At 40.2% G+C, this 25,401-nt stretch carries 23 protein-coding genes and 2 pseudogenes; 5 read left to right on the top strand and 20 right to left on the bottom strand.

What is annotated here, in order from left to right; genetic code table 11:
* Positions 1-64: 64 nt before the first annotated feature.
* The 15 genes and pseudogenes from ATE37_RS05985 to ATE37_RS05915 all read right to left on the bottom strand — a co-directional run bounded on the left by ATE37_RS05985 (position 65) and on the right by ATE37_RS05915 (position 13,757).
* On the bottom strand, positions 65-1,678 hold the full coding sequence (locus ATE37_RS05985; RefSeq protein ID WP_000404959.1) for a ribonuclease Y: 1,614 nt from the start codon (positions 1,676-1,678) through the stop codon (positions 65-67).
* Between the two features lie 331 nt (positions 1,679-2,009).
* A complete protein-coding gene (locus tag ATE37_RS05980; RefSeq protein ID WP_084868357.1) occupies positions 2,010-4,760 on the bottom strand; it encodes an SIR2 family protein in 2,751 nt (916 codons plus the stop codon).
* Between the two features lie 343 nt (positions 4,761-5,103).
* On the bottom strand, positions 5,104-5,358 hold the full coding sequence (locus ATE37_RS05975; protein ID WP_000924723.1) for a Txe/YoeB family addiction module toxin: 255 nt from the start codon (positions 5,356-5,358) through the stop codon (positions 5,104-5,106).
* A 3-nt stretch (positions 5,359-5,361) separates the two neighbouring features.
* The gene (locus tag ATE37_RS05970; RefSeq protein ID WP_180382766.1) at positions 5,362-5,616 is read right to left on the bottom strand and encodes a type II toxin-antitoxin system Phd/YefM family antitoxin; all 255 of its coding nucleotides are present in this window, start codon (positions 5,614-5,616) and stop codon (positions 5,362-5,364) included.
* 131 nt (positions 5,617-5,747) lie between these two features.
* The gene (locus tag ATE37_RS05965; protein WP_084868355.1) at positions 5,748-6,845 is read right to left on the bottom strand and encodes a nucleotidyltransferase; all 1,098 of its coding nucleotides are present in this window, start codon (positions 6,843-6,845) and stop codon (positions 5,748-5,750) included.
* 9 nt (positions 6,846-6,854) lie between these two features.
* Positions 6,855-7,595, bottom strand: coding sequence for a class I SAM-dependent DNA methyltransferase (locus ATE37_RS05960; protein WP_180382765.1), 741 nt, complete (start codon positions 7,593-7,595; stop codon positions 6,855-6,857).
* A 319-nt stretch (positions 7,596-7,914) separates the two neighbouring features.
* Entirely contained in the window at positions 7,915-8,268 is a 354-nt protein-coding gene (gene rsfS / locus ATE37_RS05955; protein WP_084868354.1) for a ribosome silencing factor, read from the bottom strand.
* Between the two features lie 12 nt (positions 8,269-8,280).
* Positions 8,281-8,782: pseudogene (locus ATE37_RS05950) on the bottom strand (cysteine hydrolase family protein).
* Entirely contained in the window at positions 8,782-9,375 is a 594-nt protein-coding gene (gene yqeK / locus ATE37_RS05945) for a bis(5'-nucleosyl)-tetraphosphatase (symmetrical) YqeK (RefSeq protein ID WP_084868353.1), read from the bottom strand. The pseudogene ATE37_RS05950 and the gene yqeK overlap by 1 nt, the downstream one beginning before the upstream one ends.
* On the bottom strand, positions 9,375-10,004 hold the full coding sequence (locus ATE37_RS05940; protein ID WP_084868352.1) for a nicotinate-nucleotide adenylyltransferase: 630 nt from the start codon (positions 10,002-10,004) through the stop codon (positions 9,375-9,377). Before ATE37_RS05940 ends, yqeK begins: the two co-directional genes overlap by 1 nt.
* A gap of 50 nt (positions 10,005-10,054) precedes the next feature.
* Entirely contained in the window at positions 10,055-10,366 is a 312-nt protein-coding gene (gene yhbY / locus ATE37_RS05935; RefSeq protein WP_000060171.1) for a ribosome assembly RNA-binding protein YhbY, read from the bottom strand.
* A 213-nt stretch (positions 10,367-10,579) separates the two neighbouring features.
* Entirely contained in the window at positions 10,580-11,686 is a 1,107-nt protein-coding gene (yqeH, locus tag ATE37_RS05930) for a ribosome biogenesis GTPase YqeH (protein WP_000391189.1), read from the bottom strand.
* A gap of 2 nt (positions 11,687-11,688) precedes the next feature.
* Positions 11,689-12,216, bottom strand: coding sequence for a YqeG family HAD IIIA-type phosphatase (locus ATE37_RS05925; RefSeq protein WP_000963744.1), 528 nt, complete (start codon positions 12,214-12,216; stop codon positions 11,689-11,691).
* A gap of 14 nt (positions 12,217-12,230) precedes the next feature.
* The gene (locus tag ATE37_RS05920) at positions 12,231-13,139 is read right to left on the bottom strand and encodes a magnesium transporter CorA family protein (RefSeq protein ID WP_000899718.1); all 909 of its coding nucleotides are present in this window, start codon (positions 13,137-13,139) and stop codon (positions 12,231-12,233) included.
* 57 nt (positions 13,140-13,196) lie between these two features.
* Complete coding sequence (locus tag ATE37_RS05915; protein WP_007517840.1) at positions 13,197-13,757, bottom strand: mechanosensitive ion channel family protein; 561 nt, start codon at positions 13,755-13,757, stop codon at positions 13,197-13,199.
* 150 nt (positions 13,758-13,907) lie between these two features.
* Between ATE37_RS05915 and sstT the strand changes: the two genes are divergently transcribed.
* Both sstT and ATE37_RS05905 read left to right on the top strand, forming a co-directional pair.
* Entirely contained in the window at positions 13,908-15,119 is a 1,212-nt protein-coding gene (gene sstT / locus ATE37_RS05910; protein ID WP_084868351.1) for a serine/threonine transporter SstT, read from the top strand.
* A 49-nt stretch (positions 15,120-15,168) separates the two neighbouring features.
* Positions 15,169-16,122: an aromatic acid exporter family protein gene (locus ATE37_RS05905; protein WP_084868350.1), complete on the top strand. Its 954-nt coding sequence runs from the start codon at positions 15,169-15,171 to the stop codon at positions 16,120-16,122.
* 382 nt (positions 16,123-16,504) lie between these two features.
* On the opposite strand, the pseudogene ATE37_RS05900 reads toward ATE37_RS05905, so the two are convergent.
* The 5 genes and pseudogenes from ATE37_RS05900 to ATE37_RS05880 form a co-directional block, all read right to left on the bottom strand.
* Positions 16,505-16,840 (bottom strand): annotated as a pseudogene (locus ATE37_RS05900) (peptide chain release factor 3); the annotation flags it as partial.
* Positions 16,841-17,259: 419 nt separating this feature from the next.
* Positions 17,260-18,135, bottom strand: a complete 876-nt coding sequence (locus ATE37_RS05895) for a DUF4435 domain-containing protein (RefSeq protein WP_084868349.1) — start codon at positions 18,133-18,135, stop codon at positions 17,260-17,262.
* On the bottom strand, positions 18,128-19,489 hold the full coding sequence (locus ATE37_RS05890) for an AAA family ATPase (RefSeq protein WP_084868348.1): 1,362 nt from the start codon (positions 19,487-19,489) through the stop codon (positions 18,128-18,130). Before ATE37_RS05890 ends, ATE37_RS05895 begins: the two co-directional genes overlap by 8 nt.
* 136 nt (positions 19,490-19,625) lie before the next feature.
* Positions 19,626-21,170, bottom strand: a complete 1,545-nt coding sequence (locus ATE37_RS05885) for a peptide chain release factor 3 (protein ID WP_000155105.1) — start codon at positions 21,168-21,170, stop codon at positions 19,626-19,628.
* 143 nt (positions 21,171-21,313) lie between these two features.
* Positions 21,314-22,006 carry a YwaF family protein gene (locus ATE37_RS05880; RefSeq protein ID WP_084868347.1) on the bottom strand — a complete coding sequence of 231 codons (693 nt, stop codon included), beginning with the start codon at positions 22,004-22,006 and terminating at the stop codon, positions 21,314-21,316.
* 165 nt (positions 22,007-22,171) lie between these two features.
* Between ATE37_RS05880 and gatC the strand changes: the two genes are divergently transcribed.
* The 3 genes from gatC to gatB are packed head-to-tail and all read left to right on the top strand — an operon-like array spanning position 22,172 to position 25,385.
* Positions 22,172-22,474, top strand: coding sequence for an Asp-tRNA(Asn)/Glu-tRNA(Gln) amidotransferase subunit GatC (gatC, locus tag ATE37_RS05875; RefSeq protein ID WP_000705412.1), 303 nt, complete (start codon positions 22,172-22,174; stop codon positions 22,472-22,474).
* Positions 22,474-23,940 (top strand): Asp-tRNA(Asn)/Glu-tRNA(Gln) amidotransferase subunit GatA, encoded by a 1,467-nt coding sequence (gene gatA, locus ATE37_RS05870; RefSeq protein ID WP_084868346.1) that lies wholly within the window; start codon positions 22,474-22,476, stop codon positions 23,938-23,940. Before gatC ends, gatA begins: the two co-directional genes overlap by 1 nt.
* A complete protein-coding gene (gene gatB / locus ATE37_RS05865) occupies positions 23,940-25,385 on the top strand; it encodes an Asp-tRNA(Asn)/Glu-tRNA(Gln) amidotransferase subunit GatB (protein WP_084868345.1) in 1,446 nt (481 codons plus the stop codon). The genes gatA and gatB overlap by 1 nt, the downstream gene beginning before the upstream one ends.
* Positions 25,386-25,401 lie beyond the last annotated feature (16 nt).

Here is a 25,401-nt window from a genome sequence, read left to right as displayed (position 1 = left end):
CCTTCTACAGTCTTTCTATCTAGTGTAACAAAAAAGCAGTAATTTTTCAACTGCTCTTTCTTATTTATTTAGCATAATCTACTGCACGAAGTTCACGGATCACGGTTACCTTGATATTTCCTGGGTAATCGAGATTGTTTTCAATTTTCTCACGAACTTTGTGAGCCAAGATTGTGACCTTGTCGTCCTTGATTTGTCCTGGATTAACCATGATACGGATTTCACGTCCTGCTTGAAGAGCAAAGCTATTTTGCACTCCTTCAAAGCCATTGGCGATTTCTTCCAAATCATGGAGACGTTTGATATAGCTTTCAAGAGATTCACTACGAGCACCTGGACGCGCTGCACTCAGGGCATCTGCTGCGGCAACGATCACTGCAATGACGCTTTCGGCTTCGACATCGCCGTGGTGGCTAGCAATGGTATTCACCACAACTGGGTGTTCCTTGTACTTACGAGCCAATTCCGTACCAATCTCAACGTGGCTACCTTCAACCTCGCGGTCAATAGCTTTCCCGATGTCGTGAAGGAATCCAGCACGACGAGCAAGAGCTGCATTTTCACCAAGTTCACTGGCGATGATACCAGACAACTTAGCAACCTCAATCGAATGACGCAAGACATTTTGTCCATATGAAGTACGGAACTGCAAGCGTCCCATGATCTTCATCAAGTCTGGATGGAGGTTTGGCGCACCAATCTCATAGGCAGCAGCCTCACCGTATTCACGGATCTTATTGTCAATCTCTTGACGGTTTTTCTCCACCAACTCCTCGATACGAGCTGGGTGGATGCGGCCATCCTTGAGCAACATTTCCATGGTCATACGAGCAATTTCACGACGAATCGGATCAAATCCTGACAAGGTTACCACTTCCGGTGTATCGTCGATAATCACATCAACCCCTGTCAAACTTTCAAAGGTACGAATGTTTCGACCTTCACGTCCGATAATGCGCCCCTTCATGGTATCATCTGGTAGGTGAACTGTCGAGTTTGTTGACTCTGCTACATAGTCACCAGCGATACGCTGCATAGCCTGAACCAAGATATCTTTCGCAATCTTGTCTGAACGTTCCTTCACTTCTTGCTCTGCCTCACGAATGCGGCTAGCAATTTCCTTGGTCAAATTTTCCTCTGTCTGAGCCAAGATAATATCTCGAGCCTCAGTTTGGGAAAGGGAACCGATACGTTCCAGTTCAGCTTCTTTTTGTCTTTCGACTTCCTCTAATTGCTCTTCACGTGCATCAAGGTTTTTTGCTCTATCAGAAATACTTTGTTCTTTTTGTTCAAGTGTTTTTTCTTTGTTCGTCAAATTGTCATCCTTACGGTCAAGGCTCGTAGCTCTCTCCGTCAAACGACTTTCAATTTGCTTGAGCTCCTGACGTTCTGACTTAAATTCAGCGTCCACTTCTTCACGGTATTTTCTGGCTTCCTCTTTGGCCTCCAATAGTGCTTCTTTTTTAAGAGACTTGCTTTCGCTCTTGGCTTCATTTAGCAATAAATCCGCTTCGCGCTCAGCTTGTCCTCGTAAATTAGTTGCTTCTTGTTCAGCATTTAGAAGCATCAACTCTGCAGCTTCTTGAGATGATTTCATCTTAGCTGAGATGCTGACATATCCAATGACTAAACCAATGATGACGGCAAAAACAGCAATCGCAAGTGTCATGATTTCCATGTTTTTACCTCATTAAATTTGTTTATCGAATGACATACATTCCTTAATATTCTATCATAAAAAACCGATTTTCACAAACCCAAATTGAAGAGTTTTGTGTGAATTTTAGGACTACAGTTTCTTGAATTTTTGAGGAGATAATTCAGTGTCGCTATCAAAAAGTTCCACCGAATCTCTACAGCTATGGATTATTTATTGTTGTGCCAAATAGTGTTCCACTAGATTCAAACATTTTGCTTTCAAGTCTTTGAAAATTCACTTTGGGAAATTACAGCTTATCTTCAAGATCAAATTTGTCATAAATTAACTTTTTTTATTTAGTTGTATCAATTTATTTCTTAAATATTAGTTTGTCCTCTTCTAGAGCTTTTAAAATATACTCATTAATCAATTTATTATCTTCTTCATTTTTTGAAAAATAAGTTTTAATATTATTGGGAGTTCTATGTTCTAATAGACGATGGATAACATCATCACTTCTATCATGGAACCAGGTCCAATCTACTTCAGGATAAAGACCTCGAATATCTTCTTCAATATCTTTTAAAATTTCAAAATCAGAAAAATATCCTTTTCTACTTAAGTTATATAAATCTGATACAGATTTTTCTCTTGGGTCTGGGAAAGTTTTAACCCCCTCGTCTCTTTTATCATTAATTCTTTTAATCAAATGATGGTAGATTTTATTTTGTATCTGAGGAAAATCATAGACATTCGAACTCATCAGATCAATTACTTTGTAGTAAATAATGTTCTCTGATTCTTCATAAGCTTTTAGAGTATCTAGAATATCATCTTTAACATCCTCTTCAAAATACTTAAAAAAGTGGCATATCAAATCAGAATATTCTACAATACTTTTTACATCATCATTTTTATATTTTATTCTTAAAATATCTGTATTAAATTTTTCGAGTACTATTATTGCAGTTTCCTGTTCAGTTGAGCAGTATTCTAATAACTGAGAATATAAAGGATACGCTGAATGATATAAAGAAAAATTATTTTTCAAAATTATATTTAAATGTTTATTAACAATATCAACTATCTTAGATTTCAACAAATCATTGTTAATTGCACTTTTATTATCAAGGACGACTTTAATGAACCCATTAATTTCTTTATCCAAATTAAAATATAATGTTTGAGAGTCTAAAACATTTATTATTCTTGATACGTCTACATCATCAATAAAAGGCAGAAAATTTAGCAGATTTCTAAGTTCATGGAGATGAGAATCTACATGAGATTTAACCTTTTCTTGCAGATAAGTTATTCTGTTAAATAAAAACTCTTCTGCTTCTTCAGTAACTTTAATTTTACTAAATGAGTAATTTCTAAAATATAAATTTACTACTTTAAAATCTATACTAGGAAGAATCAATTGAACATCGTCCAAATCAAGCTCCCTAATCATTGATGCTGTCCCATCAGAAATGGACTTCACATGCTTTACACATGAATTATCATAACTGAGCAACAACATTTCTAAATATCTATTAATGATTGATTTAAACATTTTATAATGTTCAACACATAAACAGTTTAGTTTTATAAAGTTATAAAGATTTTTTACTTCAAATTCAGCATTATAGAGATGATTATTAAAAGACTGTCCACCCTTCAGATAGTTTTCATGTTCTTCACGAATTTTATCGAATAATTCATTAATCGTTTCTAATTTTCTGTATAAAAAATTGAGGTTTAGTATTGTATCTCTAAAAAATTCGATAATTTTTTTCTCATCACCTGTCACCAAGTTAATAATTTGTTCCGTTAGTTCATTTAGTTCCCCACTATATAATGGTTCAGCATAATTAGGTGCTTCTTCAAAAAGATTTATGGGAATGCGTTGAAAATTAAATTCACACGCAAGGAAATTAAAATAGTCTTTCCGACGAAATGCTGTATTCGCTAGCTCTCTAAACTTTGCTTTTGCTAGAGAATACTGTTTTTCTTCATACAACTTGAACGCCTTCATTAAAAACCCATTTGCTTTGAATTCTCTAGTTTCTTCAAAGTCAATATCCAAAAAATGGTTGAAAAGAGATTTCTTTGTAACCATATTTTGTAATTCTTCATGATCCTTAATTTCAAATCTTAAACTATCATTTCCAAACCAACTATAGCTAGCACCCCTGTTTAAAGCCCTTCTCTTTAATGTAGAGTATGTTGAAAAATCTCTCGAATCGATGAAACGGAGTCTATCCAAGAAAGCAAGTTGTCCCCATAAACCATCAACATTGTCTAATGTTCTATTTTCATCGAATGATAAATCCTCTAAAAATTTCTTTGTATTTAAAAATTTTTTATTTTGTCCCTCTGATACTTCCTCTTCATAATCCAAACATCTACCATTAGAAAAAACGATAACTCCTTGTTTCTTGTTATAATCTATTTCAATTGTTGATGGCTCTTCAGGAATATAAAGATAGGCGAATTTAGCATCCGACTTAAAAGCATTCTGAACCAGACGAAATATAGCTTTAAAAGTAGAATCTTTTAAAGAGTACCCCACAAATAATAATGTATGGTTGATTATTAATGACTGAATTAAAGTAGAAACCATTGGGAAGTTCAACTCATAGTCTAAGTAATCATCCTCCTTTAAAACAATATTTTTCTTGCTGAAGTCTCCATGCATTTTAATTAAATATCTTTCAGAACTCGTATAAGGGATATCTTTGTCCTCAGCGATGACATTGTACTTTAGCAAGCCATTTTCAAACTGATCTTCCAGTAGAGAATCATAGTTTGTCGTAATAATATGTTTCGGAGCTATTTTCTCTATTAGTGTATGTAACTCATTTGGTATACCTATCCCTTTACTAGAGAAAACTTCTTCTATCTTTTTTGTATACCGATTTTTTCCAAAGGTATCATAATAATACTGTGCAACTCTTGGATAATCATCAGAATTGTCATCTGGTAAATTCAACTCTTTTTTTAATGATTGAATCAATTCACCCCAAGTTGGTAAATTAGAATTTGCTGAAATCCCTGCACCGACAAACAAAATTAAAGAATTTTCTTTAATAGATTTCTTTATTTGAGTTATAGATAAGTTATAATTTTCTTCCATATCTGAACCATCCTATCATTAGCTTGTATTATCTAAATACAAATTATCCTTCGAAATTTTCTTCTTTTCTGTTACATAATCATAAATAAGAGTTTATCATTGTTTATAAATATAAAAATTTGTTTGTCTTTTATATTCAATTTATGATTTTTAATATTAACAATTCTCTTCATTATACCACAAAATAAGAGCTATAAAGCGGATTCAAGGACAAGGATCTAGTTATTATACTAAAATTTTTCACTGATTTCTTAACTTAGGAAATCTGTCATTTTCCAAAAAATTTTATCTTCAATTTGCTAGCTAAAATTTCTAAAATAAAAAAGCCTACCTTTTAGTAGACTTAGTAATGATCTTTGAAGGACAAGAAAGCCACGCTATCTCCATCTATCATATAAATCAAGCGATTTTCTGCATCAATACGCCGTGACCAAGCTCCTTGATAGTCATATTTGAGTGGTTCTGGTTTCCCCATTCCTACAAAAGGATCGCGTTGAATATCCTTGATTAATTTATTGATTCTTTTTAATGTTTTCTTATCTTGGTTTTGCCAGTAGCAATAATCTGCCCAGGCATCTTCTGTAAACTTGAGCAGCATTTCTCACTCCTCAATCACATGTACCTGAGTACTTCCAGCTCGGACTTGAGCCATTCCTCGCAAGACCTTGTCAGAAAGTTCCTTGTTTTGAGCGATTCTTAGGGTTTCTTGAATACTATCCCACTCGCTCTTTGAAAGGACAACAATATCCTCATCAGAATTTTTATTGACCACCGTCAAAGGCTCAAATTCATCGTTTACCTTCTTCATGTAGTCCTTTAAATGATTTCGGAATGTTGAATAAAGAACTGCTTCCATAACCATACCTCGTTTTACCTCTTTTCCACTATTATACACGAAAAGAAAGAAATTGTCAGGAACTTGTACAAGATTTTCTTTTCTATCTATTTATTCGAAAATCTTCTAAAAAAGCCTACCTTTCAGTAGACTTAGTTTGTTTCTATTCTAATCGGCACTCTTCCAAAATTCTGCTCTGCGATGCTTGGCTGCCCTAGTTGATAAATCTGGTCTGCTTTTTGGGTCATGGTATCCCAAGGTTCTTTCCCAATTCGGCTAACTAGATGGACTTGGTCTTTCAGAGACTTGAGGTGTTGTCTACCTTTTTCAGTAAAGCCAAGAACATGAATGGCTTCTGGCAAGTCACTTTCTCTGGCCTGCACCAGGATATAGGTCAAGAGGCGTCTGACACGCGCCTTAGTGTAGCGTTTGGTGGCAACTGACTCAACCAATTCGTCAACAGACTGAGTTTTTTTGATAGCTGCCTTGATGCGCACAGCCATTTCTTGATTGACCTGATAAATCGTTGTTAAGTCTGGATTTGACAAGATTTGATAGCGGAGCAAGGGAAAATAGTCATCCCAGCTTACCTTACTGGCCTGCTCAAAGAGGGCAACCGAAGGCATAAAGCGTTCTAAGAAATCTTTGTCCCTCTGGTGCTGACGCAGGGCTGTCGCCGAGGCGAAGTCCACATCCTTGTCCACAGAATGATAACCCGCTCCCTGACGCTGAATCGGCTCAAGCTTGATGTTGCGTCCTGCAACCGCCTTGGCATAGGCCAGAGCAAGGACATGATTGGGGGTATGGCCTGAAAAATCAAGGCCAGCAAATTCCTTCCACATGGCTTGGGTTTTCTGAGGATAGGAGAGGGAATCAGGAAGATTTTCCACAAATTTCTCCATCTCAGCACCTTGCTCCGTGTATAGGTCAGCAATTTTCTGATAATCCAGAACTTCCTCTGTTCCAAAAGCTAGGGTATCAATGCCCAAGCGAGCCAAGATATCCACAGCTCCTTGACCAAAGAAATCTGCCGCCTGAACACTGACAAAAAAGGGCAATTCCACTACCAGATCCGCTCCATTTTCCAGCGCCATCTGAGCCCGAGTCCACTTGTCCACGATAGCAGGCTCTCCACGCTGCATGAAATTCCCAGACATGGCAACGATTTTCAGCCCCTTCGCCTGCTCCAGCAGGTATTTATGCCCATTATGAAAAGGATTGAACTCCGCGATAATACCTGTGATGGTCATGATGTTCTCCTACTTCTGCGCGACAAAAAACCAACGGGTGCTGGTTTCTGTCGGCTCCTTGTCCTCAAAGTCCGCATAGAGTTTGAAGAACTTGAAACCAGCCTGTTCCAGCAAAATATCATAGGTCAAGACCTCATAGGTCCGCTCCTCATGCACTTCATCGTGGCGACTAAAGGAACCGTCAGCCTCCTTGATAAAGAAGGTCAACTCATGCACGATGGAGTGAGATGCTTCGTCCTCATAGGTGTCCCAAAGCATGGCAAAATCTTCCGCATTTTCATGATAGGAATAGCCAGGGAATACTTCGTCTGTCTGATAGGTCGAATGCACATCAAAGATAAAAACGCCGTCTTCATTGAGGGCGTTGTAGACTTCTTTAAAGACGTCGCCTACTTCCACCTCATCCTGCATGTAGCAGATAGAGTCCGAGTAACACGTGACAAAGTCGTATTGACCTGCCTTGGATAAATTCAGCATATTGCCTTCAATAAAATCAATCTTTTGCTTGGCTGATGTTGCTCTCTTTTCAGCAATCTTCAGCATATCCGCGCTCAAGTCAAGTCCAGTCACATCAAAGCCAGCTTGAGAAAAGCGGACAGACTGGATACCTGTCCCACAAGCCAATTCTAAGAGTTTCTTTCTCTCCTTGGTCTTAGGCAAATGACGCAGAGAAAAATCCGTCCATTTATCGTATAAACTGTCATCCATGACCGCATCATAGACCGCCGCAAAGGTTTCATAAGTAGCCATATTCATGATACCAAGTCCGCCCGTAATCGGAATGAAAATTAGGAGCTTGACGATGGAGCCGAGCTCCAAGGAAGGCTATCTATTTTCCGACGATTACAGGACGGGTTCAAATCCTTTCTAAGATACAAAGAGCGTTAAAAGTAAGGAGAAAATAGGAAACTTTCTGCTGTATCGTCAGATACAAAGGAAGCTTATCTTTTTCTCACAGCTTTTAGCTCGTGTTCAGTTTCGAGATGAACAAAACACGACGCCCTCACCTTTCTATCAATTTTCTAAAACAAGCAAAGAAAACCCAGTTGACTGCAACTGAGTTCATATCCTATGCTAAGGCTTCTGAAATGTCTATTGAGCTCGCCTCATGCCATAGCTTTTCTAGGTTATAATGGGCACGCATTTCTTCTGAGAAGATATGCACAACGACACCACCGAGGTCTAGTAAGACCCAGCCTCCCGCTGCATCACCTTCGACATGGCTGCCTTTAAAGCCAGCTTCTGCTACTTTTTCACGAATATTGTCAGCGATAGCATCCAACTGACGGCTATTCATCGAGCTAGTGATAACAAAGTAGTCTGTCACGCTGGTCAAATCTTGTACGTCAAGTGCAAGGATATTCTCCGCACGTTTCTCATCAGCCGCTTTCACGACTAGCTCTAGTAATTCTTTTTCGTTCATTTAGTCCTCTTTCTAGAAAATATGTTTGTAATCTAGAACATCTGCAAAGCGCCCCTCCCAAATGTCCTCATAAAATTCATTTATCGTTTCTGCTGGAATGTCATTCCCATCAAACGTTGTACAGGTTCCTTCTGGAATAATAAGCTGATAGCCATATTCAAAGGCAACCTTGACAGAGGTATCCACACAATATTCTGTCTGCATACCACATAAAACTAATTTTTCAATTCCCTGTTTATCCAAGTATTCTTTTAAACCAGTTTCTTTGAAAATACTGTTATACTTCTTCTGAAATATCTTTTCATTAGGTTTTCGATTTAAAAAGCTCAGATAACTGCCAATCTTCTGATGTTTGAGCTTCAGAGTCCTCAATATGTTGAACATAAATAATTTCGATATTCTTGCTTCTAGCCTGGTTTTGTAAATAAGAAATTTTTTCCAATAGACTATTTATCTGAAAACCGGTTTCCACTAAAATATTCTGAACATCAATGATTATAAAAGCCGTCTTCATTAGTCCTCTTTCAAATAGTGCACAAAGGTGTTATAGGTTTCAAGGGTTTGGGGATAGATGGGAAATCCCTGATGGGCTAGATGCTCAACGGTACGAGCTGTTTCATAGGCCACTGCCTTATTGAGAGATAGCTCCGCAATTTCACGCGCCACATCCACGCCTGGGAAGGCACGATTGTGCTCGATATAATCTGCGACGTAGACAACTTTATCTAGGTCGCTCATCTGACCAGCACCGACTGTATGAATTTCAATGGCTCGCAGGATTTCTGGATCATGCAAATCCAAGTCCTCCTGAATCTTGTAGATGCCAACCATGCCATGCCAGACATTATTACCCCAGTTTTTGAGGTCAGGGTCTAATTGGTAACGGTCAATCAAATCCAGAAATTCCTGATCTGACAACTTTTTAGCATAATCATGAAGAAGGCCTGCTAGACCAGCTTTCTCAACATCGACTCCAAATCTCTCCGCTAACTCTATAGCTGCACGCTCCACTCCCAAACAATGGGTTAAACGTTTTTCAGGCAGAAGCTCTGCCATTCTTTCCAACAAAGCCTCTCGGGAACAGTTGATATAGTCTTGGTATGCCATCAGTAAAGCCCCTCCTTCTCGATGTAGTCTAGCACTGGCTGAGGTAGGAGAAAGTTGGGTTTCCGACCTTGGGCAATGAAGTCACGCACCATGCTGGATGAGATGTCCATGAGCGGTACATCCACCCAGATGACTGGATAGGAAGTCCCTGCCTTGTAGCGTGGGCGCTGAACCCCCACAAACTGAACCATGTCGACCAGCTCATCAATTCGGTACCATTTAGGCAGATAGTCCACCATATCAGCCCCGATAATGAAGTAATAATCCGTATCTGGATGTTGCTCTGTCAAAATCTTCATGGTGTCGTAGGTGTAGGAAATGCCCTTACGCTCTAACTCAATGGTTTCAATGGCCAGACCTTCAATCCCCTTAATCGCCAACTCAAGCATCTTGAGCCGATGGTGCTCGGGAATGGTTTCCTTTTTATCTACATGAGGTGGTTGGTATTCGGGCATGAGCAGGACCTGGTCCAGTCCCAACTGTTGTCGTACTTGGTCCGCCACAACAAGATGGGCATTGTGAACAGGGTTAAAATTCCCCCCTAAAATCCCGACTTGTTTGCGTTTTTTCTCCTTGATTTCTGGCTCCAACTCTACCTCGGTAAAGGGAGGCAATAATTCGATTGCCATAGGCTCGTCTTCCTTTGATTCTCTGTAAAAACAGTTGTTTGGAGTAGGTTTTAGATTTCTTTGACTTTTTTAGAAATCTTGCGATTTTCTTTCTTGCTGGATTGTTTATACAAAATCAAGATGCGTCCGATTTTTTGGACTGTATCCACACCAATTTCTTCTTCCAAGATTTCAGCTACTTCGTGGATATTTTCATCTGTGTTTTGCAAGAGCGTAACCTTGATCAATTCACGAGCGTCAAGAGCCTGACGGACGCTGGTTTTGATTTGGTCGTTGAGTCCATTTTTTCCAATTTGGATGATGGGTTTTAGGGTGTGTGCCTGGCTGTTGAGGAAGGCACGTTGTTTTGATGTTAATGACATAATTTCTTTAAAAGAGTTTCTTTTTATACTTTTCTGAAGTGGTGACGGACGTCAGCAAAGTCCTTCGGACTTTCATGACTAAAATTTGAGCCTAAAGTCTCAAATTTTCCGCAGTTGGTACAATCACTTGTACCAACTGACACCACGGCGAAAAGTATTCGTTATAGGCTCGCGGGACTCGCCCGAATTCAGATAACCCTTTCCTTTCTGTGTTTAAATAATTGCTTTTCGTGTGACGACGGCGACGCCTTCTGGTGCCCAGACGGCGACTTTGGCAGTGCCTGTTACGCGGATCCAGCCTAGTCCTGAGATGACCAGGTCTGTCTTGTCCTTAATGGTAAAGACATGCTGGACTAGTTTTGGGAAATCTTCTTTTTCCTTGCTATTTGGTGGTGTCAGAAGGGTTCCGAGGTGCTTGTCATAGAAGGCACTAGCGCCTTCTAGCTTGGTACGGTGGAGTTTGAGTTCGTTGTCAAAGAAAGCAGTAAATCCTTGCTTTTCTCCTGATATGAAGTCAAAGCGTCCGAGACCACCTAAAAACAAGGTTTGCTCAGGGTTAAGCTGATAGGTTTTGGGCTTGATTTCCTTTTTAGGGCTGACATACTTGAGGTTTTTAGCCGTCAAGTAGTGGGCCATCTGGTGACGGTGGATAATTCCCGGCGTATCGTAGATATAAGATCCGTCGTCAAGCGGAATCTCAATCTTGTCCAAGGTTGTCCCTGGGAAGCGCGAAGTCGTGATGACATTTTGGTCACCCGTGATTTCTTGGATAATGGCATTGATAAGAGTTGACTTTCCAACGTTGGTCACACCGACCACGTAGACATCACGGCCCTTACGGTAGTGTTCAATCTTGTCAATGACTTCCTTAATGGCATGCTTATTCTGAGCCGAAGTCAGGACGACATCCACTGGACGAAGTCCTTCTTCGTGGGCACGTTCCATGAGCCACTGGCTAATCTTGCCCGGTTTAACTGACTTGGGCAGGATATCTTTTTTATTTCCAACTAAGAGGACATCATTGCCTGATACAAAGCGTGGCAGGCCTGGGATGACAGAGCCGTTAAAGTCAAAGATATCAATGACATTGACCACCAAGGCATCACTGTCTCCCACCTCGTGCAAGAGCTTGAGGAAATCGTCGTCCGTCAACTGGACATCAGTAATTTCATTGTAATGGCGGAGACGGAAACAGCGTTGGCAATAAACTTCACCAGTCTCCAAACCTTTTTCAAGTGCCGACTGAGGAGTAAATCCAAGACCAGCCTTGTCTGTCGTCTGAATGGTTGCTCCACAACCAATACAGAGAATTTCTTCCATAGTTAAATTCCTTTTTTATATGTAATCGGTCCGTACTTTTCAGTGATTTTTCGCATGACACGGCGCTCGCGAGCTCGGTTAATCTGCGTTTTAATCGAGTCATGTTGGACCAAGGGCTTGACCAAGATTGAGCGAATACCCGCACGATGGGCTGCGCGAATATCCGTCATGAGTTGGTCGCCGACCATGACCACTTCATTTTTCTCGTAGTGAAATTCCTTCATAGCACGGTCAATCCCAAATGTGAAAGGCTTCAAGGCCCAATAAACGTAATCAATCCCAAATTTCTCAACTGCACGTTGAACCCGTTTTTTGGTGTTATTTGAGACTACGATGATGCGGATACCTGCGTCACGGAGATCATGTAGCCATTGCTTCATCTCTGGTGTCCCATCAGGGTTGTTCCAAGCAATGAGGGTATTGTCCAAGTCGACCAAAACAGCCTTGATTCCCTGCGCCTGCAGGCTTGGGACTGTCAGATCATAGACTGCTTCCACAGCAAAATCTGGCATATAGTTTTCAATCGCCATTCTGGCTCCTTTTTTTAATTTCTAGCAATTTTCTTTAAACATTGAGCTAAGACTGCCCATAAAATGAGACTAGCTATCAAAATATAAATCCAAGCATTTGGTTCATCTGTAAACGGTAAGGGAACATTCATTCCGAAGAATCCTGTAATAACCGCAAGGATAGCTAGCAAGACTGAGATAATTGTCAAAGTTGTCAAATTATCATTTAGATTATTATTTAGGATGTTGTTGTAAGAGGCTGAAAGTTGTTGCAAAACTTGAGATATCAAATCTGTCATTGAAACCAACTGATGGGCTTCAATCATAGCATCGTCAAACTGCTCTCTTTCTACCTCATTAAGATTGCGATAAAGAGCATGCCCTTGAATGTGTTCCAAGAGGAGACGATTTTGTTTGGCAGCTGCTGTCAGGTAAACCATACCAGTTTCCAAGTCAGAGAGGGCAAAAAGATTCTTTTTAGTTGTTTTTTGACGAAGAAGTGCACTGATTTCATCCTTACTTTTATCCATCTCTTCAATCACTGGATAGTAAGCATTGCTAATAATCTCTAAACTGGCAAAAAGAAATTTGTAGATTGAAATAATTTCATGGCTTTCAAGGTAGGTTGCCATGCGTTTAATCACATAAGTATTCTTGTGATTGCTAATTGTGATTAGCCGTTGTTTTTCAACGATAAAGGTCATCGGAATCGCTTCATAATATTCTTTGTCTTTTTCTAAGTCAAGAACATTATAAATAAAGGTTACCGTCTCCGTTTCACGGTTATAATCCATGTGGGCTCGTTCATTTCTATCCAGAGCATACTCGATGGTTTCCTTGTCCAATCCATAGATGTCAGAAAGATCTTCCATATTTTTAATCTTGTCCACATCAAGGTCTATCCAAGTACGATCGTGACCTAGTTTTTTCTCTACAAATAGCATACTCTCTCCTTTACCAAACTCCTTCTATTGTACCACAAATCTGCTAAAATAGTCGGACTATTCAGTACGGGATAAATTACTAACAACGGTAATATTGCGGTTAGGAACAAAGTGAAGAGCTTGATCATCACCTCGCAGTTGTGTTGTACGGATTCCTACGCTAACGACCTTCCCAGAGACGGTAATCGGTCCATTTGTGAGGACCACTTCATCACCCACATCAAGCTGGCGTTCAAAAAGGATGAAGAAGCCATTAATGACATCGGATAGAAAGCCTTGCGCCCCCATACCAATGGCTACCCCAGCAATCCCTGCCCCAGCAAGGAGGCTGGAAACCGGCAAGCCCAAAATAGACAGGATGCAGTAGATTAAAAAGAAATAAAGAATGTAGTTAAAGACATTCTCCAGCAAACGAGAAATGGTCTTTTGTCTGCCTGCATCCCGATTTGAAAATTTAAGTGAGGGCTTGACAATCTTTCGTACAGTTGCGTGAAGCATCTTTTTAGCTATATAAAATAGTAAAAACAAAATCAAAAGAGAAATCACCTTGGTCAAGAGATTCTCTAACATGGTTGTTAAATCAAGTTTATCAAAATAGCGTTGAAAAAAATCTTGCATATAAAACTCCTTTTCCCTATTATACCATAAAATCGCCCTTCTCTTTTCTTTCATAATTATTCAATTATCGGCCCTATTTTCAAAATATCACTTGCCTCTATAGCATATTTATACTATAATTATAAACAATACATTTTGAAGGAGACTGCTATGAAACGAATCATTAGAGCCTGGACCAAGGCAAGCCTCATCAAACGAATCCTTATTGGAATGATTTTGGGAGCGACATTGGGGATGCTCTTTCCAAACTTTACAGGAATTGGTCTGCTTGGAGACCTCTTTGTAGGCGGACTGAAAGCCATCGCTCCTATTTTAGTTTTTGCCCTTGTTGCCAATGCCCTTTCTCAACACCAAAAGGGACAAAACACCAATATGAAGACAGTTATTTTCCTATACTTGCTCGGAACCTTTGCTGCTGCATTGGTAGCCGTTCTAGCTAGTTTCTTACTGCCTGTGCAAATCACCCTGACCAGTGCAAATACAGAAGTTGCTGCTCCTGACGGTATCGGTCAAGTCCTCAGCAACCTCTTGCTTAAACTGGTGGACAATCCCTTGAATGCTATTGTTGAAGCCAACTATATCGGGATTCTCTCCTGGGCAGTCATCTTTGGCTTAGCTATGAGAGAGGCGAGTAAACACAGTAAAGAATTACTGAGAACCATGGCAGATGTCACCTCTAAAATTGTGGAATGGATTATCAATCTAGCTCCCTTTGGGATTTTAGGCTTGGTGTTTAAGACCATCTCTGACAAGGGCATTGCCAGTCTGGCTAACTACGGTGTCCTCCTAGGACTTTTGATCGCCACCATGGCTTTTGTTGCTCTCATCGTCAACCCACTCATCGCCTTTCTTTTTATGAGGAAAAATCCCTATCCCCTTGTTTTGAAATGTCTACGTGTCAGTGGTATTACAGCCTTTTTCACTCGTAGCTCTGCTGCCAATATCCCGGTCAATATGAAACTTTGCCAAGACCTGGGACTGAATCCTGACACCTACTCTGTTTCCATCCCGCTTGGGTCGACCATCAATATGGCTGGCGCTGCCGTTACCATAAATGTCCTGACCCTGGCTGCTGTCAATACACTCGGAATCTCGGTAGACTTTGGGACAGCATTTGTGCTCAGTGTAGTAGCTGCCATTTCTGCCTGCGGGGCATCTGGAATTGCTGGGGGATCGCTTCTCCTCATTCCTGTCGCTTGTAGCCTCTTTGGGATTTCCAACGACTTGGCTATGCAAGTTGTCGGAGTCGGTTTTGTGATTGGTGTCGTACAAGACTCTTGCGAAACAGCTCTAAACTCTTCTACAGATGTTCTCTTTACAGCGGTTGCCGAGTATGCTACAAACCGAAAACCTCGGCCCTAGTACCTGATTCCTCGTTAAACACTCGATTCTATTAGTTTAGGAAATTCTCATGTCTATCACCCAACGTACGACAAAACTGATCTTGGCGACCTGTCTCGCTTGTTTTCTCGCTTATTTTTTGGATTTATCTTCAGCTGTTTCAGCTGGTATTATCGCCCTCTTAAGCCTTTCTGACACGCGCCGAAGCACACTGAAATTAGCACGTAACCGCCTCTTCTCCATGCTCCTAGCGCTCGCTATCGGCGTTCTAGCCTTTCAGCTTACGGGCTTTCACATATGGAGCCTAGGCCTCTATCTGGCTCTCTATGTGCCTCTAGCCTATAAAATGGGTTGGGAAATCGGCATCACCCCTAGCAGTGTCTTGGTCGGTCATCTCTTGGTACAGGAGTCTACTTCCCCAGAGCTCTTGCTTAATGAAGTACTCCTCTTTCTCATCGGGACAAGCTTTGCTCTATTGGTCAACCTTTATATGCCCTCTCGTGAGAAAGCCATTCAAAGCTACCACCTTCAGGTCGAAGAAAAGTTAAAAGACATCCTGCTTCGCTTTAAATACTATCTGTCAAGAGGAGACGGGCGCAATCAAGCCCAACTCGTTGACGAATTGGATGAGCTTCTTGAAGAAGCCCTCAAGCTGGTTTATTTGGATCACTCGGACCACCTCTTTCACCAAACGGACTACCACATCCACTACTTTGAGATGAGACAGAGACAAAGTCGCATCCTGCGAAATATGGCCCAGCAGATCAATACCTGTCATCTGGCCGCAAGTGAGAGTTTGATTTTGGCCCAGCTCTTTTCGAAGATTGCTGCCCAGCTAAGTCAGACCAATCCTGCTCATGACCTACTTGATGACATCAAACGTTATCTGCAAGTCTTCCGCAATCGGAGTCTCCCTAAAACACGTGAGGAGTTTGAGACCCGCGCCACCCTCCTGCAGCTACTACGCGAAGCCGAAACCTTTATCCAGGTTAAGGTCGATTTTTACCGAAAATATAAAATCTAACAAAAAGCAACGGAGAGATTATTCCGTTGCTTTTTCTATTAAAATCTATAATTAAATTATCTTATCTTATGATTCAAACTATATTGTGTACTCTATCTATTATGTATTCAATTTGGTTGATTGTAATACTAGAGGATTTATGCAATCCGCTATAGCGATTTCTGTCACTTTACACTACGACACGGAGTTTGGCAAATCGATTCTATTTGCCAAACGTAGTTAGCAAGTCAGTTAGAATAACCTTACCATCGGACTGTTACGACGTAAAGTTTTACGAATCGATAATATTCGTAAAACTTTACTAGTGGAGCGCCTAGCCAAGTTCCATAGAAACTTGGCGTTAGTTACTTAGATTGTTACACAATCAAGTAACTTTGGCGATTTACATCTTCTCTTCCAACTCAACATCTGGATACTTATCCGCAAACCAGCGAAGGGCAAAGTCATTTTCAAAGAGGAAGACTGGTTGGTCAAAACGGTCTTTGGCCAAGATATTGCGGCTTGAGGACATCCGTTCATCCAAGTCCTCAGGCTTGATCCAACGAACGGTCTTTTTACCCATCGGGCTCATGACTACTTCCGCATTGTATTCGCTTTACATGCGGTGCTTAAAGACTTCAAACTGGAGTTGTCCGACAGCCCCTAGCATGTACTCACCAGTTTGGTAATCCTTATAAAGCTGGATGGCTCCTTCTTGTACCAACTGTTCCATTCCCTTAGACTAGAGCAATCTTCCTAGTCTAAGGGATTTTTTTGTTTCAACCAGCTCTTTATCTCAGAAAAATTCATTTTTTCTACCATCTATAAAATTTTATAGAATAAAAAATGGATATCTATGCTGAAGCTGTTTACCAATTAGCGACCTAAAAGCCCTCCTAAACTCCGTCCCACATTGGGGCGGAGTTTAGGGAATTTTGTTAACACCAGCCTACAAGAAATTGGCTAACGAAAAACTATCTTAAAAATAAAACCACACAGCAATTTCATTCTTGAGTACAGTTAAGCTGAAAAAATAATGACATGGGAAAACGAGCATCTCCATTTACGGAAATGCTCGTTTTTTGATATCTAGAAGTAGTTTCTGTCCTGCCTCTTTTTTAATTGTCTAACTTTTTAGGGTCAGTACAATAGAGATACTTAATCTACACTCTCTGTGATATAGTTTGAAATATCTTTATATAAGATAGTCTGTTGAAAGTCATATGAATCAACCACTAGAAGTATAAAATTCCAAAACTCTCTTTCTTTACCCTCTCCAAAATTATACGCTTTTGCAGAATCATTAAATAGTTTCATAAAAATTGGTAAAAAATCATGTCCATTAATAATTTGATAATCTTCTAATTCCTCTCTGTTTATACTGCAAATCTCTTCTTCTAAAAGTTTAACATAGTTTTTTCTATTAGATACAAAATCCGGACTTAAATCATACTGAAGATCAATAATCTCTTTTTTTATCGAATCTATTTTTTTATAAAACGACTTTTTGAAGTATGGTAATTTCTTTTTTCCATTTTGACCACTGAACCTCAGTTTAAATTTATCATCTCCGTCTTTATTATTTACATAACGATATAAACCAATTTCAAAACTTATTTCTTTTGCTTTATCAAGAGGATTTTCCGCTTCTCTTATTTCACCAGAATCGATAAAAGATTGTATATTAAACAAAGATAGAAAAAGAGTTTCCACATCATGATAATCTGTCAAAAAGACCCTATTACAGTTTGTTCTGTTCTCTCCAGTAATATGAGTTAAATCCGCATCTATTATTCCAATAGTCATCCGTTGTTCAACTACGTCAAGATCAGAATTAGTTACCATTTTGACCACTTCTTCCCACCCATTTACTGGAAAAAATTTCATATTTTCATGTTTTCTAGAAAAAAATGTTTTATACGCCATAACATCTGTCTCGCTTTCAACATAAACCTGAAATCGATTATTTTTTTCAGACATTCTATAACGATTTTGATACCTTATTGAATTCATTCCATTAATCATACTATTCATTCGAACTCTCCAAAACACCACTTAAATCATTAGTAAGTGCCCAGTTGTCATCAATAATATCTGGTGAATGTGTTGCTATAATCACTCTAAAGTTATTTTTTTCTATAATCCCCTGCAAATCCTGTATAAAGGCATTTTGCCACTCAACATGCAATGAAATTTCCGGTTCATCAATTAAAATAATTGAGTCTTTGTCTGTCAAAAATATTAGTTTAAAAAATAAATTGAACTCATTTTTTTCTCCCGAAGACAGTTTATGTAATGGAATATTTCTTTTCTCTACCGATGTTGATTTGACTAAAAATCCTTTATCTCTATCAATGTACAATTCTTTATGTTCAAATCTTTCATTAATGATCTTTTTGAATAAACTAACATTATTCTTCAATTTGTCATATTTTTTTAATTTCTCTTCTGTATTTCTAATGTATAAATCAATAGCATTTGCTGACTCTTTTGCCTGCTCAATAGTTATCGCTTTTCGATTCTCCTCAGAAGATAATAATCCCATCCTTGATAAAATTTGAGTTTTTTTAATCAATTCGTTATAGCGATTAAGTATACTATGTTCATCAACTGGATTATTTTGGGAATAATTAACTAAATCAAAAACAAAATTCGAATCCAACTTCACTGATACTTCATTGTATTCTTTTTCTGTTTCGTTTATCATCCGAACCAATTCTTTAGCATAGTATGTTATATTTTCTCGAGTAGCTAGTTCCCCATCTTCAATATTATAAATACGTTGTGTTTCAACAAATTCTGTTTTATTAGCATCAATTATTTTAGCTATTTTACCTGTTATTTTCTCTTTCTCAATAGGAGAATAAACTCTTCTCTGAACAAGCTGATTCCCAAATTCTTCAATTAGTTCAGTTCTTGAATACTGGAGACCAGTTTCCCCATCTAAAAATCTATTATAACTTATCTTATTTATTGTAGGCACAATTTTAGATATTTCAATAGCCTTTTGATTGATATCTGATGGAGAATAATAAGAACGTTTTGAAATATTCTCCAAGATAGTTAAATCAAATTCAAAGGATTCTTCTTTTTTTCCGCTTTCGTTGATTTCAAATAATAATTTATCGTCTCGTTCTACTTTGTTAACAGTCCATCGAGAGCCGTCATTTAATACAAACTCAATTGAATCAAATTCTAAATCTATAAAAAACTCCCACTTAAGGCTAAAAAAATTATCAATGGCATTCAAAAAGTATGTTTTTCCAATTCCATTTTTCCCAATAATAATAGTAATTCCATCATCTTTTAAAAAAACACTATGATTAAATGTTCCGAACAAACCATTAATTGAAAATGAACTTATCCTAAAATTATTTAAGTCACTCACTTATTTTCTCACTTTCATACTCTGAAACTTTTTCTTCAAACGTTCTAACCTTATAATATAAACCAAAATATCAATTTACCATGAGGCTAACAGTCAAAACATGAAGAATTATTTTACTGCGTAATGTAATTATTTTTTACATTTTCTCTTCTAGTTCAACATCTGGATACTTATCCGCAAACCAGCGGAGGGCAAAGTCATTTTCAAAAAGGAAGACTGGCTGGTCGAAACGGTCCTTGGCCAAGATATTGCGGCTTGAGGACATGCGCTCGTCCAAGTCCTCAGGCTTGATCCAACGAACGGTCTTTTTACCCATCGGGCTCATGACTACTTCCGCATTGTATTCGCCTTCCATGCGGTGCTTAAAGACTTCAAACTGGAGTTGTCCGACAGCTCCTAGCATGTACTCACCAGTTTGGTAATTCTTGTAAAGCTGAATGGCTCCCTCTTGCACCAATTGTTCGATACCCTTGTGGAAGGATTTTTGTTTCATAACGTTCTTAGCAGAAACTTTCATGAAAATCTCAGGTGTAAAGGTTGGCAGTGGTTCAAACTCAAACTTGTTTTTTCCAACCGTCAAGGTGTCTCCAACCTGATAAGTACCAGTATCATAAACCCCGATGATGTCTCCTGCAACAGCATTGGTCACATTCTCACGACTTTCCGCCATAAACTGGGTAACATTAGAAAGTTTGGCAGTCTTCCCAGTACGAGGCAGATTGACACTCATACCGCGCTCAAATTCCCCCGATACGATACGGACAAAGGCGATACGGTCACGGTGACGAGGGTCCATGTTGGCTTGGATTTTAAAAACGAATCCTGAGAAATCCTTGTCATAAGGATCCACAATTTCCCCGTCTGTTTTCTTGTGTCCATGCGGTTCTGGAGCAAACTTAAGGAAGGTCTCAAGGAAGGTCTGAACCCCAAAGTTAGTCAGAGCTGAACCGAAGAAGACCGGAGTCAGTTCTCCTGCAAGAATAGCTTCTTCTGAAAATTCATTTCCTGCTTCTTGCAACAGTTCGATATCGTCCTTAACCTGAGCGTAGAAAGGATTGCTTCCAAAGAGCTTATCCCCTTCTTCCAGACTGGCAAAACGCTCATCTCCTTTATAGAGTTCCAAGCGTTGGTTATAGAGGTCATACAAGCCTTCGAAGGCTTTCCCCATCCCGATTGGCCAGTTCATTGGATAACTCGCAATGCCAAGGACTTCTTCTAGTTCTTGCAAGAGGTCCAGTGGCTCACGACCGTCACGGTCCAGCTTGTTCATAAAGGTAAAGACTGGAATGCCACGGTGTTTGACAACCTCAAACAATTTTTTGGTTTGGGCCTCGATACCCTTGGCAGAGTCCACGACCATGACCGCAGCATCCACCGCCATCAAGGTACGATAGGTATCTTCTGAGAAGTCCTCATGCCCTGGTGTGTCGAGGATATTCACGCGCTTGCCATCATAGTCAAACTGCATAACAGATGACGTGACCGAAATCCCACGTTGTTTCTCAATATCCATCCAGTCAGATTTGGCAAAAGTCCCTGTTTTCTTCCCTTTTACAGTACCAGCCTCACGAATCTCACCCCCAAAGTAGAGCAACTGCTCAGTGATGGTTGTTTTCCCGGCGTCCGGGTGGGAGATGATAGCAAAAGTACGACGTTTCTTAATTTCTTCTTGAATAGTCATAAGTTCTCTTTCTTTGATTTTCTATTTTTAGTTGTTTCAGTAGCTAAGAATGATGTTTACATTGGATTTTACCATTCCTTTCAACTCTCCATTATAGCGGATTTTGGGGAGTTTTTCAATTGCTCGTCTGACGAAAAGGCAAGCTATAGCACAGATTGCGCCTGAGTTCTCTTTTTCCACCGTTTCTTAAACAAGATATCAAAAAGAACCAGAGCCAGTGAGAGGATGACGGACACAAGGAGATATTTTAACCACAAGGGCGCATCTGGAATAAAAGGTGTCTTGTTTAACAAACCATAATTTCCACCCGTCACCTGATTTACCCCAACTAGAAAGAGGTTGAGGATAAAGGTATAGGCTACAATCATATACTTCTTAAGCAAGGTCTTGTCATAGTGATTCATCAAGTAAACCAAGGAATTCACTAGAAGGGCATAGTGCCCAATCAAAAATGAAAAACTGGTGATATGGGGAAAATCATAGGGGTCAAAAACAGGGTAAACCAAAGCAAAGACCGCTCCACTTGCTCCTAAGAGGGCAAAATATTGCTTGCTCCGCCATTTATCGGGCAAGTAAACCACCGCAAACATAGCCAAACGGCAATGGTAAAATGGAAGGCTGTTAGAAAATGGAATCCCAAAACCAACATACCAACTATATAGGGCAAGTAACTGGAGAATCTGAATCCCCTTAAACAAGCGGACAAATTTCGGATTTTTGTGATAAGCAAGTGCTCCATAAATACAAAGCACTAAAGTAAGTATCATAATCCCATACCAAAAGAGCGAAATGGGAGGAGGAACCGTCTGAGATTTGGTGATAAATTGATGGAACATATTTCTATCCTAACTCTTATTTTTTCTATTCTCTAGTTTAACCATTATAGCGAATTAAAAGCGATTTTTCAATTTCTATTTCTTTTCAGTTTGGCTCCCTTATTTATAGGAAAATATGGTAAAATAGAACAGACTAAAAATCATCATTTCACGAAAGGATGCAAGATGAAAATTACGCAAGAAGAGGTAACACACGTTGCCAATCTTTCAAAATTAAAATTCTCTGAAGAAGAAACTGCTGCCTTTGCGACAACCTTGTCTAAAATTGTAGACATGGTTGAATTGCTGGGCGAAGTCGACACAACTGGTGTCGCACCTACTACAACCATGGCTGACCGCAAGACCGTACTCCGCCCTGATGTGGCCGAAGAAGGAACAGACCGTGACCGCTTGTTTAAAAACGTACCTGAAAAAGAAAACTACTATATCAAGGTACCAGCTATCCTAGATGATGGAGGAGATGCCTAATGACTTTTAATAACAAAACGATTGAAGACTTGCACAACCTCCTTGTCTCTAAGGAAATTTCAGCAACTGAATTGACACAAGCAACACTTGAAGATATTAAATCTCGAGAAACAGCTATCAACGCTTTTGTCACCATCGCTGAGGAGCAGGCTCTTGCTCAAGCCAAAGCCATTGATGAAGCTGGAATTGACGTGGATAATGTCCTTTCAGGAATTCCATTGGCTGTTAAGGATAATATCTCTACAGACGGTATCCTCACAACCGCTGCCTCAAAAATGCTCTACAACTATGAGCCTATCTTTGATGCAACAGCCGTTGCTAATGCCAAAGCTAAAGGTATGATTGTTGTCGGGAAAACTAACATGGACGAATTTGCCATGGGTGGTTCAGGTGAAACTTCTTACTACGGTGCCACTAAAAATGCTTGGGACCACAGCAAGGTTCCTGGTGGATCATCAAGTGGTTCTGCCGCAGCCGTAGCCTCAGGACAAGTCCGCTTGTCACTTGGTTCTGATACTGGTGGGTCTATCCGCCAACCAGCTGCCTTCAACGGGATCGTTGGTCTCAAGCCAACCTACGGAACAGTTTCTCGTTTCGGTCTCATTGCCTTCGGTAGCTCATTAGACCAGATTGGACCTTTTGCTCCGACTGTTAAGGAAAATGCCCTCTTGCTCAACGCTATTGCCAGAGAAGATGCTAAAGACTCTACTTCTGCTCCTGTCCGCATTGCTGACTTTACTTCAAAAATCGGGCATGACATCAAGGGCATGAAAATTGCTTTGCCTAAGGAATACCTTGGTGAAGGGATTGACCCAGAGGTTAAAGAAACCATCCTGAATGCAGCCAAACACTTTGAAAAACTTGGTGCTATTGTCGAAGAAGTCAGCCTTCCTCATTCTAAATACGGTGTTGCCGTTTACTATATTATCGCTTCATCAGAAGCCTCATCAAACTTGCAACGCTTTGACGGTATTCGTTACGGCTACCGCGCAGAAGATGCAAGCAACCTTGATGAAATCTATGTAAACAGCCGTAGCCAAGGTTTCGGTGAAGAAGTGAAACGCCGTATCATGCTTGGAACATTCAGTCTTTCATCAGGTTACTACGATGCCTATTACAAGAAAGCTGGTCAAGTCCGTACCCTTATCATTCAAGATTTCGAAAACGTCTTTGCGGATTACGACTTGATTTTGGGACCAACTGCTCCAAGCGTTGCCTATGATTTGGACTCCCTCAACCATGACCCCGTTGCCATGTACTTGGCTGACCTCTTGACAATCCCAGTCAACTTAGCTGGTCTTCCAGGAATTTCTATCCCTGCTGGATTTGCTCAAGGTCTACCAGTCGGTCTCCAATTGATCAGTCCTAAATACTCTGAGGAAACCATTTACCAAGTTGCTGCTGCTTTTGAAGCGACAACAGACTACCACAAACAACAACCCGTGATTTTTGGAGGTGACAACTAATGAACTTTGAAACCGTCATTGGACTTGAAGTCCACGTAGAGCTCAACACCAATTCAAAAATCTTCTCACCTACTTCTGCCCACTTTGGAAATGACCAAAATGCCAACACCAACGTGATTGACTGGTCTTTCCCAGGTGTTCTGCCAGTTCTCAATAAAGGTGTTGTCGATGCCGGTATCAAGGCAGCTCTTGCCCTCAACATGGACATCCACCAAAAGATGCACTTTGACCGCAAGAACTACTTCTATCCTGATAATCCAAAAGCCTACCAAATTTCTCAGTTTGATGAGCCAATCGGCTACAACGGCTGGATTGAAGTGGAGCTAGAAGACGGTACGACCAAGAAAATCGGTATCGAACGCGCCCACTTGGAAGAAGACGCTGGTAAAAACACCCACGGTACAGATGGCTACTCTTATGTTGACCTCAACCGCCAAGGGGTGCCATTGATTGAGATTGTATCTGAAGCGGACATGCGTTCCCCAGAAGAAGCCTATGCTTATCTGACTGCCCTCAAGGAAGTTATCCAGTATGCTGGCATTTCTGACGTTAAGATGGAAGAAGGTTCTATGCGTGTGGATGCCAACATTTCTCTTCGTCCTTATGGTCAAGAGAAATTCGGTACCAAGACTGAGTTGAAAAACCTCAACTCCTTCTCTAACGTCCGTAAGGGGCTTGAATACGAAGTCCAACGTCAAGCTGAAATCCTTCGCTCAGGTGGTCAAATTCGCCAAGAAACACGCCGTTACGATGAAGCCAACAAGGCAACTATCCTCATGCGTGTTAAGGAAGGCGCTGCTGACTACCGCTACTTCCCAGAACCAGACCTACCCCTCTTTGAAATCTCAGATGAGTGGATTGAGGAAATGCGAACAGAATTGCCAGAGTTTCCAAAAGAACGCCGTGCTCGCTACGTCTCTGACCTTGGCTTGTCAGACTATGATGCTAGCCAGTTGACGGCAAACAAGGTCACTTCTGACTTCTTTGAAAAGGCAGTTGCCCTCGGTGGCGATGCCAAACAAGTCTCTAACTGGCTCCAAGGTGAAGTTGCTCAGTTCTTGAACGCTGAAGGCAAAACACTGGAACAAATCGAATTAACACCAGAAAACTTGGTAGAAATGATTGCCATCATCGAAGATGGTACGATTTCTTCTAAGATTGCCAAGAAAGTCTTTGTCCACCTAGCTAAAAATGGCGGTGGCGCGCGTGAATACGTGGAAAAAGCAGGCTTGGTGCAAATCTCAGATCCAGATGTTCTGATTCCAATCATCCACCAAGTCTTTGCGGATAACGAAGCTGCCGTTGCCGACTTCAAGTCAGGCAAACGCAACGCAGACAAGGCCTTCACAGGATTCCTTATGAAGGCAACCAAAGGACAAGCCAACCCACAAGTTGCCCTTAAACTGCTTGCACAAGAATTGGCGAAGTTGAAAGAAAGTGAGTAATTTACTCTTTATACAC

This window comes from Streptococcus oralis subsp. tigurinus, assembly GCF_002093575.1.
Lineage (GTDB): Bacteria > Bacillota > Bacilli > Lactobacillales > Streptococcaceae > Streptococcus > Streptococcus oralis_CH.
This window is presented reverse-complemented; position numbering and strand designations above follow the sequence as displayed.